This window comes from Paraburkholderia fungorum, assembly GCF_046027215.1.
GTDB lineage: Bacteria > Pseudomonadota > Gammaproteobacteria > Burkholderiales > Burkholderiaceae > Paraburkholderia > Paraburkholderia fungorum_D.
Window position 1 is genome coordinate 891658 of the sequence record NZ_JAQQEN010000001.1, and the last position, 17017, is coordinate 908674.

Below are 17017 nucleotides of genomic sequence, written 5' to 3' on the forward strand. Positions count from 1 at the left end.
CGCTGTCTGCGGTTTTCTTGCTTCCCTTCTGATCGCCGTGCCGGCGCGGCCGTTATACATCCGCGGCGCGCCGGCTGTTGCCGTCTACTGACGCGGGGCGGCGGTGCCGTCTTCCGAGGGCGTGTCATCGGCGAGTTGTTCGGCGGCCGGTTCGGGCACTTCGACTTCGGGCACCTCCGGCACCGGCGCGGGCGCCGGTTGCGGCAGTGGCGCCATATAGCGCTCCGCCAGCGATTCATACAGGGGCGGTGCAAACAGACGCGACACGCGGCTCGCAATCAATGCCGTGGCCATCAGCGAGATCACCAGCGCATGACCGTTGATCATCTCCATCACGATCACGAACGACGTAATCGGCGACTGCGTGACGGCGGCCAGATAGCCGACCATCGCGAGAGCGATCAGCATTGGCAACTGCATCGAATCGAACACCATGTGCAGCAGATTGCCGAAGCCCGCGCCGATCGATAGCGACGGCGCGAAGATGCCGCCCGGAATGCCCGGCAGATAGGAGCTGATCATCGAAATCATCTTGAGAAACGGATAGAACACCGAGAGATGTTCATGACCCTCGAGCAGGCCGCGCGCTTCCGCATAGCCGCTGCCGAAGGTGGTGCCGCCCGAGATCAGCCCAACCACCGCGATCACGAAACCGCACAGCGCGGCGAACACCACGGGCCGCTCGCCGTGCAACTCACGCAGCGGCGCCGGAATCCAGCGCGCGGTGTTGAGCAGCAGCCAGCCGAATACGCCGCCGGCCACGCCGGTGACGATGGCGGTAATCACCACGGCGAGGGCCAGCAGTTTGGGAAAGTGCGTACCGATCTCGATCGTGCCGAAATAGGTGTAGTTGCCGTTCATCCCGAGCGCGATCACCCCGGCGATGATGATCGCCGTGATCAGCACGCCGCTCGCGCGCGCCTCGAAGCTGCGCGTCAATTCCTCGATGGCGAACACGATGCCGGCGAGCGGCGTGTTGAATGCCGCGGACAGACCCGCTGCCGCGCCGGCCAGCACCATTTGCCGTTCGATCTGCGCGTTCGAGCGTGGGTACAGGCGTCGCAGATTGAACATCAGCGCCGCGCCTACCTGCACGGTTGGTCCTTCGCGGCCGATCGTGAAGCCGCCGAGAATCGCGAGAAACGACACCGCGATCTTGCCGAACATGATCCGGAACGACAGTAGCCGCTCGCCGTATTCGCTGGGCTTCGAGTGCAAGGTGGCGATCACTTGCGGAATGCCGCTGCCTTCGGCGCCGCGGAAGAATTTGCGCGTGAGCCACACGGCGAGCGCGGCGACCGCTGGCGTGACGATCAATGGAGCCCAGACATGCTCGTGTTGCATCGCGCGAAATTCGGCGTAGCCCCAGTCGATCAGTCTTGCGTACAGCACGGCGACCAGGCCGACCGCAATCGCACCGAGCCAGAAGATACCGTATTGCCGCCACAGGCGTTTTGCGCGGCGGACGATGCCGGACGAAAGAGTCGGGAATTCCCGGAACATGGGTATGTGCTGAGCAAAGGCTGAATTATAGCGGCCGGGGCATGGGTATAACTGTGTGAAAGTATTCTGAAATGTAGTAAAAGGGATGTTCGTAAGACATGCATGTAATAGGTCGTATTAAGCGCCGCATAGCCGGCTGCGTCCCTAGGCAATGCTTATTTCAATCGTCGGCTAAAATGCTTTGACGTTCGAACAACTAAAAGGTCCTCAATGAAGCGAGTCCTTATCGTCAAGGTCACGTCCCTCGGCGATATCGTGCAAGCGCTCCCGGTCGTCGCCGACATCAAACGCGAGTTTCCTGGCGTTCAGGTGGACTGGGCGGCTGACGAAGCATTCGCCGAAATGGTGCATTGGTGCCAGGGCGTCGATCGCGTGCTGAGCGCGCCGCTGCGCCGCTTCAAGAAAGCGCGCCGCTGGGCCGACTTCAAGGCGATCGCGGCATCGATCGCCGAACTGCGTGCGTATCGCTACGACTTCATCGTCGATATTCATGGCGTTTACAAGAGCGCGATCATCGCGTTTCTGGCCCGTTCGTCGCAGCGCATCGGCTATCAGGCCCAGGACCTCGGTGAGCGCGGCGCCGCGTTTGCCTACACGGGCCGTTTCGGCCCGCGTCCGCAATGCAACGCGTGGCATGGCATGCGTATCAGCACAGGCGAGGCCTTGGGTTATGAGGTCAAAGGTCCGGCTGTCTACAATCTGCGCTTGCCCGAGCCGGCCGTCAGGCCGTTCGCGGCTGATAGCGGGCCGGTCGCGGCGCTGTTTCACGCTACCTCCAAAGACGACAAGAAGTGGCCGATCGGGCACTGGGCGGAGATTGGCCGCGAGTTGGCACAGCGCGGTTTTCAGGTCGTGTTGCCGTGGGGCTCGGAAGGCGAGCGGGCAGAAGCGGAGCAAATCGCTTCGCAGGTGCCGGGGGCGAAGGTCCTGTCGAGAATGACCGTGACCGAAATCGCGCAGATGATCGATGCCTGCGCACTGGTGGTCGGCACCGATACTGGCTTTGTCCACCTCGCGCACGCGTTGCAGAAGCGCACCGTGATGATCTTCGTGGCCACCTCGCCGGATCATTGCGGAATCGAGTCGCCGTTCCGCTCAATCTCGATCGGCGACGGCCGCGCGGTGCCATCAGTCAGCGATGCACTTGAGGCGATCAATTACGTGCATAGCCGCCCAAATCCCGTTGAAGTGCAACCTGGCGCAGCCGCCGCCTGAGCGCTGCTTCCCGCGCCGTCGCGCAATCGTTTGCTCAAAAGAAAAGAGGCGCGACGCGCAGTCCGCTCAATCAAACGAGCGCTGCCACGGAACGCCTCCGAAAAACGCCCGTGTCGGGGAACTACGGGCGGAGAGGAATCGCTGCAATCCACACATCGGGTAATGCACTGAGCGGTCACATCAGTGACCGACTCCATTCTGGAAAGACCGGCGCTTCGCCGTCTGGTTCAATGGTTCGTCTTCATGGCAAGCAGCGCGAGTGTCGTGCCGGCGCATTGCTGTGCCGCACTTCGGCGCCCCGCAGCCGTTCGTGCTGTGTTCAGGATGGCGTCATGTGCGTCGTGCGTGAGTCGTGCATGAGTCGTGCATTACACGCCTGTTAAATCTGTCGCTTTTCGTTGAGTGCCTAATTCCTCAGACACGCCTGTTTTTCGGTTCACGGCTGATCGCGAGCTTGCGTCAGCGCTTTGATTCGATACCCTTCATTCGCGCTCTGACCCGTGCAAACGCCGCCGGCAGGGCATGCGCCCACAACATGTACTCAATCCAGTATAGGCGCTGGTTTTGTCTGATGTAACGCTGTCGATGCGGCCCTTTGCCGGCGCCCGATTACGACGCGCCATCGTGTAACACCGTGGTGATCTTCCCTTACATATCGCAACGTTCGAGCGAGACGACATCGTGTTCAATCGAGTTATTCGGGGGTTTGGCTCGAATGACTCTGACTCGAAGGGAGAACAAATATGAAACGCTTAATCCTGACTCTGCTGGCCGGCACCTTACTCGCGACGGCCCTTGGTGGCTGCATCGTCGCGCCGGCGCCTGGTTATTACTACGGTGGCGGTGGTTACTACCACCACGGTGGTGGCTACTACTATCGCTAACGGCTCGAGGCGCCTGACCAGCGCCTGTCGTGCCGGATTGCGCGGCTACGCATTGCCAATCCGGTTCAACCCGTCTCGTGAGGCCGGGTGCTCAGGTTCGACAACTCAGGCCAGCAGCATTTCGAATGCGACTACGGCAGCGATTGCAGCCGCGTTGGCGGCCACCGCTTCCACGACGATGCCCTTCCATGTCGCCGGGCGAAAGCGCAATGCCAGCAGCAGCGAACACAGCAACGCCAGCGCGATGATCATGACGACGTCAGCGTTGTGGAGATGAACATTCATCGGAGCCTCCCTGCTCGCCGTAGGGTTATTGAAGTCGAGTATAGGCAAGTCAAAAAGACGCGCAAGGCAGGGGATTTACTCAGGTCAACACGGCGAACGGGGAGTCCCGCGGAAAGGAATGTGACTCGAAGCCGCCGCAGTGCAAACTTGCAGTGCAAACCCGCAGTGCAGACCAACACGCACTGGGCGACATCGAAAAAAGATACGATCAGGCCGGCGATACAGCCAGCCTGTTTACATCAACTGCGTATCGCGCGTTTCGCGCATGCACAGCACGCCAATCATGCTGACCGCCGCCGCGATCGACACATAAGCGCCCACCCACGGCAGCCCGCCGTGCGCCGCCAGCACCTGGGCGATATACGGTGCCACCGACGCGCCGAGGATCCCGCCGAGGTTGTACGAGACGCCTGCACCGGTATAGCGCACGTTGGTCGGAAACAGTTCCGGCAGCAACGCACCCATCGGCGCGAAGGTCACGCCCATCAGGAACAGTTCGATCACGAGGAACAGCAACACCTGCGGTGTCTGTCCGCTGCCGAGCAACGGCGCCATGGTGAAGCCCGACAGGATCGCCGCGATGATGCCGACGATCAGCACCGGCTTGCGGCCATAGCGGTCGCTGGCCCAGGCCGACAACGGCGTGGCGAGCGCCATGAAGACCACGGCGATACACAACAGGCCGAGGAAGGTGGGGCGCGGAATCTTCAGTACCGACACACCATACGACAGCGAAAACGTCGTGGCGTTATAGAACAGCGTGTAGCAGACCACCATCGCCAGCGCGCCGAGCAGCGTCGGCACCCAGTGCTGCGAGAGCAGCGTGGCGATCGGCACCTTCACGCGTTCCTTGCGTTCGATCGCGGCCCGGAAGGCCGGCGTTTCCGCGATTTTCAGCCGCACGTACAAGCCGAGCGCGACCAGCACTGCGCTAACCAGGAACGGCACGCGCCAGCCCCAACTGCGGAATTGCTCGTCTGTCAGCGATAAAGCCAGGCCGAAGAACAGACCGTTGGACGCCAGAAATCCAATCGACGGTCCAAGCTGCGGGAACATCCCGAACCAGCCGCGTTTGCCGGCCGGCGCGTTCTCGGTGGCGAGCAATGCCGCGCCGCCCCATTCGCCGCCGAGGCCGATACCCTGGCCGAAGCGCAGCACGCACAGCAGGATCGGCGCGAGACTGCCGATCGAATCGTAGCCCGGCACGAGACCGATCAGCGTGGTGGACACACCCATCACGAGCAGCGAGGCGACCAGCGTCGATTTACGGCCGATGCGATCGCCGAAGTGGCCGAACAGGAACGAGCCGATCGGCCGCGCGACGAACGCGATGCCGAACGTGACGAAGGCCGACAAGGCCTGCGCGGTTGCCGAGCCGTGCGGGAAAAACACCGGCCCGATGACGAGCGCCGCAGCGGTTGCGTAGACGTAGAAATCGTAGAACTCGATTGCGGTGCCGATAAAGCTCGCGAAAATGATCCGCGTACTACTGTTCTTCCCGGCCGCATCGGGCTGGGCCGCGGAAATCGGCGAAGTGGACATGCAGGGTCTCCATATGTCGTGGTGCCGCTGGGCGCCGCAATTCACAGGCAGGCGGCGCGTGTTCAGACGGCATCTTTGTTTAGGTTCGTGTGATTCGGTGTGTTTGAGGGCCTTGCGCTGACGCGAAGGTCATGCGCGGCACGGGCTATGCAGCGACAGCTTACAACGGCAACCGGCGGCGCGCACGGGTGGCGCGGCGGCGCTGCAATCGGACTCGCGCCGCGCCGACGGGTACGCGGGCGGCATGAGCCGTGCCGGAGGGCTCCGGCGCAGGGAATCGGAAAATTATAACGAGCGCGGCTGCGGCGCAGCAAGGTTGCGCTGCGTTCAGTCGATGGTCTGCGCTTGCGGCGAGGCGAATGTGCGCAGCTGGAATTTGCCGTCGTCGTTGAAAAGCCAGTCTTCGAACAGTTCGATCTGTCCGCGTCCGTTCAGCAACTTGCCCGGCGGTTGCGGCAGCGGCGCGGCACGCCGCAGGGTGGCGAGCGCCGTGCTTTCGGCTTCATCGTCGCCATTGGTGCGATACACCGACGACGCCACCAGCTGTCCGTTGCGGTCGACCGTGAACGACACCACCACCAGCGAGCGCAGCATCGCCTGCGGCGTGCCACGCAGCACATAGGACGGATTGCGTTCGAGGATGCGTTTGGCGACGGCGCTGCGGTATTGGTCGAGCGTCGCACTGTTGACAGCCGCGGCCGGTGTGGTGACAAGCGGGCGTTGCGGCGGCGTAATCGTGCAGGCGGCCATGGCGAGCAGCAAAGCGGTCGCTAACGTGGCGTTGCGCGCATGCGATAGGGACGCGTTGACGCGTGCATTCAAGCGTGCATTCAAGCGCGCATTGAAGCGTAGAAGCAGGCGATGAAGGTGACGCGTGCGGCTCGGCATCGTCGTAGGAACACGGGGCAGGGTCTAACTCGATGGTAGTCAAAATCCGCCAGGATTCAATTGGCGTTCGCCCGTGGTTCGTTCGTTTGCATGCCTGTTTGCATGCCTTGTAATAGCCTGAAATATGACCGGATTCCTCTGCGCTAAAAACGCGCCTACACTCTGATGGCCTCTTTCGGGAGGCATCGGTGGAAGTCTTTCATTTAGCCCGCTTCGCGCGGGCTTTCTTTTGGCTGCGGCGCTTTGCACATTGCAGCGCTGAAAGCAAAAAAGGCGAACCCGTTGCCGAGTTCGCCTTTCTGGGCACAGCGCGCAGAACGCACTATGCGGTGTGTTTTACTTCAGTGCTTCGCGTGCCGCTTTCGCCGCCGCGAGCACTTGCCCGGGTGCCGTGCCGCCCGCATGGTTGCGGCTTGCCACCGAACCTTCCAGCGTCAGATACGAGAACACGTCTTCACCGATCAGATGCGCGACGTTCGGCAGTTCGGTGCGCATTTCCTCGAGCGTCAGATCCGCCAGATCGCAGCCGCGATCGACGCACACGCGCACCGCCAGCGCCACCGCTTCGTGCGCGTCGCGGAACGGCAGGCCGCGCTTGACGAGGTAGTCGGCGAGATCGGTTGCCGTGGAGAAGCCTTGCAACGCAGCGTCGCGCATGGCTTGCGGCTTCACCGAGATGCCGGCGACCATTTCGGCGAAGATGCGCAGCGTATCCGCAACCGTATCGACGGTATCGAACAGCGGCTCCTTGTCTTCCTGGTTGTCTTTGTTGTACGCGAGCGGCTGGCCTTTCATCAGCGTCAGCAAAGCCATCAGATGGCCGTTCACGCGGCCGGTCTTGCCGCGCGCCAGTTCCGGTACGTCCGGGTTCTTCTTTTGCGGCATGATCGACGAGCCGGTGCAGAAGCGGTCGGCCAGATCGATAAAGCCGACGCGCGGGCTCATCCACAGCACGAGTTCTTCCGAGAAGCGCGACACGTGCGTCATCACGAGTGCGGACGCCGCCGTGAATTCGATCGCGAAGTCGCGGTCGGACACCGCGTCGAGCGAGTTCGCGCAGATGCCGTCGAAGCCGAGCGTTTTGGCCACGGCGTGGCGGTCGATCGGATAGCTGGTGCCGGCGAGCGCCGCCGCGCCCAGCGGCAGACGATTCACGCGCTTGCGGCAATCGATCATGCGCTCGGCGTCGCGCGAGAACATTTCGACGTAGGCCAGCAGGTGATGGCCGAACGTCACCGGTTGCGCGACTTGCAGGTGCGTGAAGCCCGGCATGATGGTCGACACGTTCTGTTCCGCCATGTCGATCAGGGCGGTGCGCAGATCCGTCAGCAGGCCGCCGATCCGGTCGATCTCGCCGCGCAGCCACAGACGGATGTCGGTCGCGACCTGGTCGTTACGCGAGCGGCCGGTATGCAGGCGCTTGCCGGCGTCACCGATCAGCGCGGTCAGGCGCGCCTCGATGTTCAGGTGCACATCTTCCAGGTCGAGTTGCCACTCGAACTCACCACGCTCGATTTCACCCTTGATCTGCACCATCCCGTGTTGGATCGCGGCGAGGTCGTCGGCGGCGATGATCTTCTGCGCGGCCAGCATCGAGGCGTGCGCAAGCGACCCTTCGATATCGACCAGCGCCAGACGCTTGTCGAAGAAAACCGACGACGTATAGCGTTTGACGAGCTCCGACATCGGCTCCGAGAAGCGAGCCGACCAGGCTTCGCCTTTTTTGTGCAGTTGGGACGTCATGGTGTTTGGCAGTTGAGCGGTGAAGACGGTGAAGAGGCGGACGGCGTTCGCGATGTTCGTATTGCCGTTGAAGCGCCGCCGAAGCAAGGAAAGACAGCGATTTTAACACCGGCGGGCGGTGCTCATTCCCGCACCAGCACCACCAGCTTCAGATCTTCGCGATGCGCGGGTTTGAAGGTGATCTGGTCGTACACGAGGCGGCCGTCGCGCGGATGGTCGAATTCGCGCCGGCCGCCTTCCCGGCCGCCGACGTCCTGCGACGCCCAGAAGCGCGCGAATTCGTCGCTCGCGGCGGTCAGCGAGTCGATCAGCGCGCGGGTGGGCGCGTCGTTCAGGTGGCGGATCGAGTCGGCGCGGAATTCGGCGGCGAGACGCCGCGCGCGCGTTTCCCAGTCGACGATCAGCTCCCGCCCGGCGGGCTCGGTGAACGTGTAGCGCAGCAGATTGCGGTCGTGCGCGCCGTCCAGCCAGCCGACGAACAGGTCGGCGGCGCGCTCGTTCCACGCGAGCGCGTTCCATTGCCGGTCGAGCACATAGGCCGGTGCGCTCACCAGTTGGACGGTTTCAAGCAGCGTGGCGGGCGCGTCGGCGGCCGCCGGATCAGGCTCGGCCGGATCGCGCTGGGCGGCCAGTTCGAACAGATAGGCTCGTTCGGCACGCGACAGTTGCAGCGCGACGGCGATGCGCGCGAGCGCGTCGGCGGAAGCGGACACCGGCCGCCCCTGTTCGATCCACGTGTACCAGGTCGGACTCACGCCGCACAACTGCGCGACTTCCTCGCGCCGCAGGCCGGGCGTGCGGCGGCGCGGACCGGGCGGCAGACCGACCGCTTGCGGCGAGAGCCGTTCGCGGTGCGCGCGGATGAAGTCGCCGAGCGCACGCGCGGGCGTGGCATCGAGCGGCGGCGGGTGGTCGACTGAGGACGGCGTGGTCATTCTGATCGGATTGGCAGGGGTGTTTTCGATACCAGAATAATTGCTTAACTTGTACTGGTACACGGCGGGTTCTATTGTAACGGCTGGAGCGGCGCACGGCGTTCCGGTCCGACCCCCACTTACACAACCGGAGCCTTCCATGAAGCATCACGATCAAGTCGCCGACGCGTTCGGCTCGACCGCCGCCGCCTATTTGACGAGTCAGACGCATGCCACCGGCGCCGATCTGCGGACGCTGGCCGAACAGATCGCGGCGGCGACGTCGGGTGCGACCGTTCTCGACATGGGTTGCGGCGCGGGCCACGCGAGTTTCGCCGTAGCGCCGCACGCCAAAGAAGTCGTCGCGTACGATATCGCGCCGCAAATGCTCGCCACCGTCGAGGGCGCAGCCCGGGATCGCGGCCTCGCCAACATCCGCACGCAGCAGGGCGCCGCCGAAAAGCTGCCGTTCGACGATCACGCGTTCGACTGGGTCATCAGCCGGATGAGCGCGCATCATTGGCACGACGTGCCGCTCGCGCTGGCCGAGGTGCGCCGGGTGCTCAAGCCGGGCGGCAAGGTGCTGTTCATCGACATCGCCGGTGCGGAGCACCCATTGCTCGACACGCACATTCAGGCGGTCGAAGTGCTGCGCGATGGCTCGCATATCCGCGACTACCGCGCCGACGAATGGATCGCGTTCTTCGAAGCAGCCGGCTTCAAGGCGGCGATTCGCGAGCGCTGGCGCATCGACATCGAGTTCAGTTCGTGGGTGGCGCGCATGCGCACGCCGGAGCCGCGCGTGGTGGCGATCCGTTCGCTGTGGAGCAATGCACCGGATGAGGTGCGCCAGTATTACGACGTGCAGGACGACGGTTCTTTCAAGCTCGACGCGCTGATGGTCGAGGCGCACTGATCGCCAGCGTCAGGCCGCAGCCGTGGTGCTGCGGCCAAATCGCCCACACATTCATCCCAAAAAAACAGGGCGTATTCGCCGTGATACGCTGCGGATTGCTAAGTAATCCGGAGGTGCGCAAATGATACGTCGGCTCTTTTGTGCGATGTTAATGCTGCTGCCGCTCGGGGCGTTTTCACAAACTTCCCAATTTGAGCTTGTTGCGGAAGGTTATGGTGAGCCCAATCGGGAGATGCCGCGTTCCGTTTATCGTGGCCAGGGCGACTATTCGCACGACCCGGAGGGGCGTTTCGGCACGGCGATGCCCGGCTCGGTTTTCGGCGGCGCGCGGGGCTATGATCCCCGCAAGCAGGCCGAACAGGACGCGTTCAGCAGACGCGATGAGGCGCGTCAGAATCCGCCCCTCAAGCTCAACATTCCGGTGCCGGAAAGGCCGAAGCCGGGCGCGGTGAATTGACCCGGGCCCGGCTTCGTGTGTTCGACCCTCAGCCAGCCGACGAATCTGGCCAGCTGAGGGTCTGCCAATCAGAGCGAATTAGCCCGAACTAGCCCGTGTTGCGCAGTCCCGCCGCAATCCCGTTGATGCTCAAATGAATCCCGCGCCGCACGCGCGCGTTGGTATCGCCCGCGCGGTAACGCTTGAGCAACTCCACTTGCAAGTGATTGAGCGGGTCGAGATACGGGAAGCGGTTCTTGATCGAACGCGCGAGCAGCGGGTTCTCCGCAAGACGCTCGCTCTTGCCGGTGATTTCCGACAACACCTTGGAGGTGCGCTCCCATTCCGCGACGATCCGTTCGAACACGTGCTTGCGCAGCTTCTTGTCGGACACGAGCGCCGCGTAACGCGAGGCGACCGCGAGGTCGGTCTTCGCCAGCACCATGTCCATGTTCGAAAGCAGGTTCGAGAAGAACGGCCAGGTCTTGTGCATCTTCTTGAGCAGCGACAGACGGCGTGCGCGCTCGGCGTCGGAAGGCGCGCTGTCCAGATGCGCGGCTACCGCGCTGCCGAACCCGTACCAGCCGGTCAGCAGCAAACGGCATTGGCCCCACGAGAAGCCCCATGGAATGGCGCGCAGATCTTCGATCTTGCGTTGCTTCGGGTCCTGCAGTTTGCGCGACGCCGGACGGCTGCCGATATTCAGTTCGGCGATCTCCGAGATCGGCGTCGACTCGAAGAAATACTCCTTGAAGCCCGGCGTTTCATAGACCAGCGCGCGATACGACGCCATTGCCGCGTCGGACAATTGCTGCATGGTCCCTTCGAACACGGGCAGTTCCGTCGTCGGCGCATTGCCGTGCGGCAGGAGCGAGGCTTCGAGCGTCGCAGCCACAACCGTTTCCAGATTGCGCCGGCCGATTTCCGGATTGCCGAACTTGCTGGCGATCACTTCGCCTTGCTCGGTCAAACGGATCTGTCCGTCGACGGTGCCCGGCGGCTGCGACAGAATCGCCTGATAGGTCGGACCGCCGCCACGGCCAACGGTGCCCCCGCGTCCATGGAACAGGCGCAGCGTCACGCCGCGTTCGTTAAAGAGCGACACCAGCGCGAGTTCGGCGCGATACAGCTCCCAGTTGGATGTGAGGAAGCCGCCGTCCTTGTTGCTGTCCGAATAGCCGAGCATGACTTCCTGCTGGTTGCCCTGATGGTCGATCAGCGCATCGACACCCGGCAGCGCGATCAGATCGCGCATGATGTGCGGCGCGTTGCGCAAGTCGGGGATCGTCTCGAACAGTGGGACCACCATCAGGCCTGCCTTGGCCGGGTCGTTCGCATCGCCCAGACGGCCATGCAGCAGACCGGTTTCTTTCTGCAGCAACATCACTTCGACCAGATCGCTGACGGTCTCCGTGTGCGAAATGATGTAGTTGCGCACCGCGCGCGCGCCGAATTTCTCGCGCGTGACGCGGGCTTCTTCGAGCACGCCGAGCTCGCTCTTCACGAGATCGGAATACTCGGCATAGGGCAGACGCAGCGGACGCGGCTGCGCCAGTTCGGCGAGCAGCACGGTGAGCTTGTCCGCTTCGGACAGCGACGCATAGTCTTCTTCGACGCCCGCGCGTTTGAGCAACTCGGCGATCACGGCTTCATGAATGTCGGAGCTCTGGCGCAGGTCGATGCTCGCCAGGTGGAAGCCGAATACTTCGGCGGCGCGCGCGAGCGGCGACAGGCGCGGCGCGGCCAACGGCGCGCCGTGGTGCTCGCCGAGCGAATCGATCAGCACGTGCAGATCGCGCACGAATTCGGCGGCATCGTCATACGGTTTGGCGCGCACCGGCGCCGCGCCGCGGCCCGCGCTGCGCACCGGCACGCTGCCTTCGCCGAGACGCACGCGTGCGCTTGCCGCGAGCCGCGTGTACATGCCGATCAGCGCGCGGCGGTACGGCTCGTCGGTGCGGTGCGGCGACTGGTCGGGCGAGGCGGCCGCGAGTTCTTTCAGCGCGTCGCTCGCGCCGGCCAGCAGATTCGACACCGACAGTTCGGCGCCGAGTTTGTGCACCTGTTCCATGTAGTGTTCGAAGATCACCGCGGCCTGGCGGGTGATCGCGTGTTCGAGCGTTTCGGCGGTGACGTTGGGATTGCCGTCGCGGTCGCCGCCGATCCAGCTGCCCATCTGGAAGAACGGCGGCAGGCGCGCGGCGAGGCCGTGCTCGCGGAGCGCCTCTTCGATGTCGGCGTAGAGCGCCGGGATTTCTTCGAGGAAGGTGGCGCGGTAATACGACAGCGCGTTTTCGATTTCATCGCCGACTGTCAGGCGCGAGTCGCGCAGCATGCGCGTTTGCCACAGCGACGTGACGCGTGCGCGCAGCATTGTTTCGTTTTGCGCGCGTTCGCGATCGGTCAGTTGCTGATCGCGTTCGGCGAGCAGGCGCGCGACGTCGTGCTGCGCATCGAGAATGCTCTTGCGCTGCACTTCGGTTGGGTGCGCGGTCAGCACCGGCACGATCAGCGCTTCGTTGAAGAACTGCTGCAACACCGGCGTCGCGGCGGCGCCCGCTTCGACGAGCCGCTCGAGCGCGTGCGCGACGGTGCCTGGCTGCGAGGTCGAACCGGCCAGCGCGTGAATCCGGTGACGGCGATTGCGGTGGCGGTCTTCGGCAATATTCGCGAGGTGCGAGAAATAGCTGAACGCGCGCACCACGCTGACCGTTTGCTCCGGGCTCAACGAGCGCAGTTTCTTGTCGAGCGTCTGCGCGGCGGCGCTGTCGTCTTCGCGGCGAAAGCGCACGGCGGTCTGGCGGATCGTCTCGACCACGTCGAACACCGTATCGCCTTCCTGCTCGCGCAGCACGTCGCCAAGCAGGCGTCCGAGATAACGGATGTCCTGGAACAGCGGATGATCCTTGTCTTCACGCGTACGGCCGCCTTTCGGCGCCGGCGCGACAGTGTCTTTCGAAACGGCTTGCAGCTTCGGTGTTTTGGCGGCTTGCGGCGCGGCGGCTTGGCTGGTGACTGCGCCTGTCACGGCTTTCGTCTTCGTGGATTTGGCCTTGGCCGGTTTGAGCGCTTTGGCGGCCGTGGCGGCCTGCGCGGTTTTGACAGCCTTGGTGGCCTTGCTAGTCGTCGTAGCTTTGGCTGCCTTGGCAGCGCGTTTGGCCGATGCGGCCTGAACGGCGGAAGCGGTGGGCGCGACGGCGGCGTCGGCCGCTTGTGCGTTGGGCGATGCAGTGTTGCGGCGGGCAGGGCGCGCCGATCCGGAAGACGTCACGATGGGTTTCCTCAGGGAAGCCAGGGTCTGTTGAGTGATGAACTGCTACTGCGGGACTGCACCAGGAACTGCGCTTGAGACTGCACTTGGGACTGCACTTGGGACTGCACTTGGGACTGCACTTGGGACTGCACGATAGCGGTGTGCGCCGATGGCGATACGCCGGAGAGGATGGCCGCGAATCACACGGTGCGCCGCACTGCATCATCCCGCATGCCGCGGCCCGGTGCGCGAACGACCGTGCGTGAACAGGCTGGGATGGGGCAGGCGCGCGCTGCGCGGGGTCCGTCTCCTCCGTCAATACCGCTTCGGCACGGCGCTCCTGCGTGCCAGGTGACACGGGGTCGCGTGCTAACATTGATTGTTATTACATCCCGTCATTCGATCAGCAAGCTAATGAACACCGAGACGTTATCTGCGCCACCCCACACGCTTGTGATTGCGTCGCGAGAAAGCCGCCTTGCCATGTGGCAGGCGGAGCATGTGCGATGTGCGCTGCACAAATTATATCCATCTTGTGACGTAAAAATCCTCGGGATGACAACACGTGGCGATCAAATTCTCGATCGCACGTTGTCGAAGGTGGGTGGTAAGGGCCTCTTCGTGAAGGAACTGGAAGCCGCGCTGGCCGATGGCCGCGCCGATCTGGCCGTGCACTCGCTCAAAGACGTACCGATGACGCTGCCGGCAGGCTTTGCGCTGTCCACCATCATGGAGCGCGAAGATCCGCGCGACGCGCTGGTGTCCAACCACTACGACTCGCTCGCGGCGTTGCCCGCGGGCGCGGTGGCCGGCACGTCGAGCCTGCGCCGCGAAGCGATGCTGCGGATGCGTTATCCGCATCTCGAAGTGCGGCCGTTGCGCGGCAATCTGGATACCCGTCTGGCGAAACTCGATCGCGGCGACTATGCGGCGATCATTCTGGCGGCGGCCGGCCTCAAACGTCTGGGTCTTGGCGAGCGCATCCGCGCGCTGCTCGATCCCGAAGACAGCTTGCCCGCAGCGGGGCAGGGCGCGCTCGGCATCGAGATCCGCGCCGATCGCGTCGAACTCGCGGCATGGCTCGCGCCTTTACATCACGAACACACGGCAGCGGCCGTCGAAGCGGAGCGGATGGTGTCGCGCGCGCTCGGCGGCAGTTGCGAAGTGCCGCTCGCGGCCTACGCGACCTGGCGTGACGGCGCATTGCATCTGCGCGGCATCGTCGCCACGCCCGATGGCCAGCGCGTGTTGAGCGCACAGGCGTCGGCGCCCGCGCCGAGCGTCGACCGCGCGATGGCGCTCGGCCAGGAAGTGGCGAGCGCGCTCGAAGCGCAAGGCGCGATGGAGATCGTTCGCGCGCTCAGCGCAGCGAGCGGGCCGGCCGCCAACGCGGCGGACAGCGCGGTGACCGGCGAGTGATGGCGGCCGATATCTCCGGCAACGCATCTTCATCCGCTGACAAGGCGGCGTTTACGGTCGTGATTACGCGACCGGCCGGTCAGTCGAACGAACTGATTGCGCGACTCGCGGCGGCCGGCGTCGCCACACTCGACTTCCCCCTGATCGACATTGCGCCCGTCACGGACGACGCGCCGTTGCGCGCCGCGTTGGCATCGCTCGAGCGTTATGCGCTGGTGGTGTTCGTGTCGCCGAATGCGATCGATCACGCGTTTGCCCACAGCGGCGCGATCTGGCCGCATGCGCTGCCGATCGGCGTGGTCGGCCCGGGCAGCGTGCAGGCGCTGATGCGGCACGGTGTCGCCACGCCGGCGTACAAGGTCATCAGCCCGCTGTCCGATGCCGATGACGACACGGCGCGCTTCGACTCCGAGGGCCTGTTTGCCGCGCTCGATGCCGAGCTCGGCGCCGCGTCGCTCGAAGGCAAGCGCGTGCTGATCGTGCGTGGCGACGGCGGCCGCGAATGGCTCGCGGACCGCTTGCGCGAAGCCGGCGCCGAAGTCGAGACGGTGGCGGCCTATCGTCGTCTTGTGCCGGAACCGTCGATTGGCGGCTGGGCGCGCGTGCATGCATTGCTTGCCGGTGAACCGCATGCCTGGTTGCTCACCAGTTCGGAAGGCGTGCGCAATCTGCACGAACTCGCCCAGGACCATCTCACGGCAGACGAAATTGCGCACCTGAAGCACGCCGCGCTCGTGATGCCGCATCCCCGTATTGCGCAGACCGCGCGGGCATTGGGTTTTGATAGCATTACGGTGTCCGGTGCGGGCGACGATCGTATTGCCCGCGCCTTGCTTGCCGCCGTTCCGACCGTAGTTCAACCGGTACCGTCCAACCCGGCTCATTCACCGGCTAAATCACGCATGACTGAAACGAACGCATCCACGAACGCTTCACCCCAGCCGGCCGCGACCGCTGCGTTGCCGCCGAATCAACCCTTCACGCCCTACGAAGCGCAAAAGCGCCACAGCGCGAGCGGACCGCTGCTGTGGTTTGTCGTCGTGATCATCGCCTGTGCGGCGGGCGTGGGTGGCTATGCGCTCAATCGCAAGGTGGAGCGCACGGAGCAGCAACTCGCGCAGCGCCAGCAAGCCAACGACACGCAGACCAACGAACTGCGCATCAAGACCGATCAGGCGCTGGCCACGGTTCATCAGTCCGATTCGCAGGTCGCGCAACTCGAAGGCAAGCTCGCCGACGCGCAAGGCGCGCAGCAGGCCTTGCAGCAGCAATACGCCGATCTCGCGCGTAATCGCGACGACTGGACGCTCGCCGAAGTCGGTCAGATGCTCTCGGCTGCGAGCCAGCAACTGCAGCTCACCGGCAATACGCAACTCGCGCTCTTCGCGCTGCAAAGCGCGGACACGCGGCTTGCCGCGTCGGACGGCGCGCAGGTGATGGTTGTGCGCAAGGCGATCGCGCAGGATATCGACAAGCTGAAGGCGGCACCGTCCACCGACCTCACGGGTCTGGCCATCAAGCTCGACAACGCGATCGACCAGATCGACGCGCTACCGCTCTCGGGCGAAGCGCCGATCGCGCATGCCACGCCGCATGCCGCGACGTGGGCCGACACGGCGAAGGTGGCCGCGGCCACCGGCGAGCCGCGCTGGAAAGTGTGGTGGCGCGAAGTCACGACCGGCATCGGCCAGCAACTGACCAGCCTCGTGCAGGTACGTCGCATCGACAACGCCGACGCCATGCTCGTCACGCCCGATCAGGGCTACTTCGTGCGCGAGAATCTGAAGATGCGTCTCCTGTCGGCGCGCCTCGCGCTGCTCTCGCGCAACCAGACCACGCTGAAGTCCGATCTGCAGGCGGCGCAAGCCGCGCTCACGCGCTACTTCGACAACACGTCGAAGAAGACGCAAACCGTCGTCGATCTGGTCAAGCAGGTGGATGCGGGCTCCGCCGCGGTTGAGGTGCCGAATCTGAATACGAGCCTGCAAGCCGTCAATCAATACCGGAGCCGAGGTTAAT

13 protein-coding genes are annotated in these 17017 nt (G+C 64.1%); 6 read left to right on the forward strand and 7 right to left on the reverse strand.

What is annotated here, in order from left to right; all coding sequences use genetic code 11:
- Nucleotides 1-84: 84 nt before the first annotated feature.
- The gene (locus tag PQR27_RS04000) at nucleotides 85-1503 is read right to left on the reverse strand and encodes a chloride channel protein (RefSeq protein WP_408522422.1); all 1419 of its coding nucleotides are present in this window, start codon (nucleotides 1501-1503) and stop codon (nucleotides 85-87) included.
- A 210-nt stretch (nucleotides 1504-1713) separates the two neighbouring features.
- Here PQR27_RS04000 and waaC point away from each other — a divergent pair, with 210 nt between their 5' ends.
- Together waaC and PQR27_RS04010 are read left to right on the forward strand one after the other, a co-directional pair.
- Complete coding sequence (waaC, locus tag PQR27_RS04005; RefSeq protein WP_408522423.1) at nucleotides 1714-2718, forward strand: lipopolysaccharide heptosyltransferase I; 1005 nt, start codon at nucleotides 1714-1716, stop codon at nucleotides 2716-2718.
- A gap of 743 nt (nucleotides 2719-3461) precedes the next feature.
- Complete coding sequence (locus PQR27_RS04010) at nucleotides 3462-3602, forward strand: hypothetical protein (protein WP_408522424.1); 141 nt, start codon at nucleotides 3462-3464, stop codon at nucleotides 3600-3602.
- A gap of 105 nt (nucleotides 3603-3707) precedes the next feature.
- Here the strand turns inward: PQR27_RS04010 and PQR27_RS04015 are convergent, their stop codons facing one another.
- The 5 genes from PQR27_RS04015 to PQR27_RS04035 form a co-directional block, all read right to left on the reverse strand.
- Nucleotides 3708-3887 carry a hypothetical protein gene (locus tag PQR27_RS04015; protein ID WP_408522425.1) on the reverse strand — a complete coding sequence of 60 codons (180 nt, stop codon included), beginning with the start codon at nucleotides 3885-3887 and terminating at the stop codon, nucleotides 3708-3710.
- A gap of 234 nt (nucleotides 3888-4121) precedes the next feature.
- Nucleotides 4122-5429: an MFS transporter gene (locus PQR27_RS04020; protein WP_408522426.1), complete on the reverse strand. Its 1308-nt coding sequence runs from the start codon at nucleotides 5427-5429 to the stop codon at nucleotides 4122-4124.
- Between the two features lie 327 nt (nucleotides 5430-5756).
- Nucleotides 5757-6179: an energy transducer TonB family protein gene (locus tag PQR27_RS04025; protein WP_408525400.1), complete on the reverse strand. Its 423-nt coding sequence runs from the start codon at nucleotides 6177-6179 to the stop codon at nucleotides 5757-5759.
- Between the two features lie 474 nt (nucleotides 6180-6653).
- Nucleotides 6654-8060, reverse strand: coding sequence for an argininosuccinate lyase (gene argH / locus PQR27_RS04030; RefSeq protein ID WP_408522427.1), 1407 nt, complete (start codon nucleotides 8058-8060; stop codon nucleotides 6654-6656).
- Between the two features lie 122 nt (nucleotides 8061-8182).
- Entirely contained in the window at nucleotides 8183-8995 is an 813-nt protein-coding gene (locus PQR27_RS04035) for a helix-turn-helix transcriptional regulator (RefSeq protein ID WP_408522428.1), read from the reverse strand.
- A 139-nt stretch (nucleotides 8996-9134) separates the two neighbouring features.
- Here PQR27_RS04035 and PQR27_RS04040 point away from each other — a divergent pair, with 139 nt between their 5' ends.
- Both PQR27_RS04040 and PQR27_RS04045 read left to right on the forward strand, forming a co-directional pair.
- Entirely contained in the window at nucleotides 9135-9890 is a 756-nt protein-coding gene (locus PQR27_RS04040) for a class I SAM-dependent methyltransferase (RefSeq protein WP_408522429.1), read from the forward strand.
- A 151-nt stretch (nucleotides 9891-10041) separates the two neighbouring features.
- Nucleotides 10042-10347 carry a hypothetical protein gene (locus PQR27_RS04045; RefSeq protein WP_408522430.1) on the forward strand — a complete coding sequence of 102 codons (306 nt, stop codon included), beginning with the start codon at nucleotides 10042-10044 and terminating at the stop codon, nucleotides 10345-10347.
- Between the two features lie 88 nt (nucleotides 10348-10435).
- On the opposite strand, the gene ppc is transcribed toward PQR27_RS04045, so the two are convergent.
- Nucleotides 10436-13597, reverse strand: a complete 3162-nt coding sequence (ppc, locus tag PQR27_RS04050; protein WP_408522431.1) for a phosphoenolpyruvate carboxylase — start codon at nucleotides 13595-13597, stop codon at nucleotides 10436-10438.
- A 396-nt stretch (nucleotides 13598-13993) separates the two neighbouring features.
- On the opposite strand from ppc, the gene hemC reads away from it, so the two are divergent.
- Both hemC and hemDX read left to right on the forward strand, forming a co-directional pair.
- Nucleotides 13994-14998: a hydroxymethylbilane synthase gene (gene hemC / locus PQR27_RS04055; protein WP_408522432.1), complete on the forward strand. Its 1005-nt coding sequence runs from the start codon at nucleotides 13994-13996 to the stop codon at nucleotides 14996-14998.
- Nucleotides 14998-17016 carry a fused uroporphyrinogen-III synthase HemD/membrane protein HemX gene (hemDX, locus tag PQR27_RS04060; RefSeq protein ID WP_408522434.1) on the forward strand — a complete coding sequence of 673 codons (2019 nt, stop codon included), beginning with the start codon at nucleotides 14998-15000 and terminating at the stop codon, nucleotides 17014-17016. Before hemC ends, hemDX begins: the two co-directional genes overlap by 1 nt.
- Nucleotide 17017 lies beyond the last annotated feature (1 nt).

Excerpts from the sequence above, each read along its gene's own strand:
- PQR27_RS04045 (WP_408522430.1), top strand. The coding sequence starts at position 10,042 with ATGCTGCTGCCGCTCGGGGCGTTTTCACAAACTTCCCAATTTGAGCTT.
- argH (WP_408522427.1), bottom strand. The coding sequence starts at position 8,060 with ATGACGTCCCAACTGCACAAAAAAGGCGAAGCCTGGTCGGCTCGCTTC.
- PQR27_RS04025 (WP_408525400.1), bottom strand. The coding sequence starts at position 6,179 with ATGGCCGCCTGCACGATTACGCCGCCGCAACGCCCGCTTGTCACCACA.
- PQR27_RS04040 (WP_408522429.1), top strand. The coding sequence starts at position 9,135 with ATGAAGCATCACGATCAAGTCGCCGACGCGTTCGGCTCGACCGCCGCC.
- hemC (WP_408522432.1), top strand. The coding sequence starts at position 13,994 with ATGAACACCGAGACGTTATCTGCGCCACCCCACACGCTTGTGATTGCG.
- PQR27_RS04010 (WP_408522424.1), top strand. The coding sequence starts at position 3,462 with ATGAAACGCTTAATCCTGACTCTGCTGGCCGGCACCTTACTCGCGACG.
- PQR27_RS04000 (WP_408522422.1), bottom strand. The coding sequence starts at position 1,503 with ATGTTCCGGGAATTCCCGACTCTTTCGTCCGGCATCGTCCGCCGCGCA.
- PQR27_RS04035 (WP_408522428.1), bottom strand. The coding sequence starts at position 8,995 with ATGACCACGCCGTCCTCAGTCGACCACCCGCCGCCGCTCGATGCCACG.
- waaC (WP_408522423.1), top strand. The coding sequence starts at position 1,714 with ATGAAGCGAGTCCTTATCGTCAAGGTCACGTCCCTCGGCGATATCGTG.
- PQR27_RS04020 (WP_408522426.1), bottom strand. The coding sequence starts at position 5,429 with ATGTCCACTTCGCCGATTTCCGCGGCCCAGCCCGATGCGGCCGGGAAG.
- PQR27_RS04015 (WP_408522425.1), bottom strand. The coding sequence starts at position 3,887 with ATGAATGTTCATCTCCACAACGCTGACGTCGTCATGATCATCGCGCTG.
- hemDX (WP_408522434.1), top strand. The coding sequence starts at position 14,998 with ATGGCGGCCGATATCTCCGGCAACGCATCTTCATCCGCTGACAAGGCG.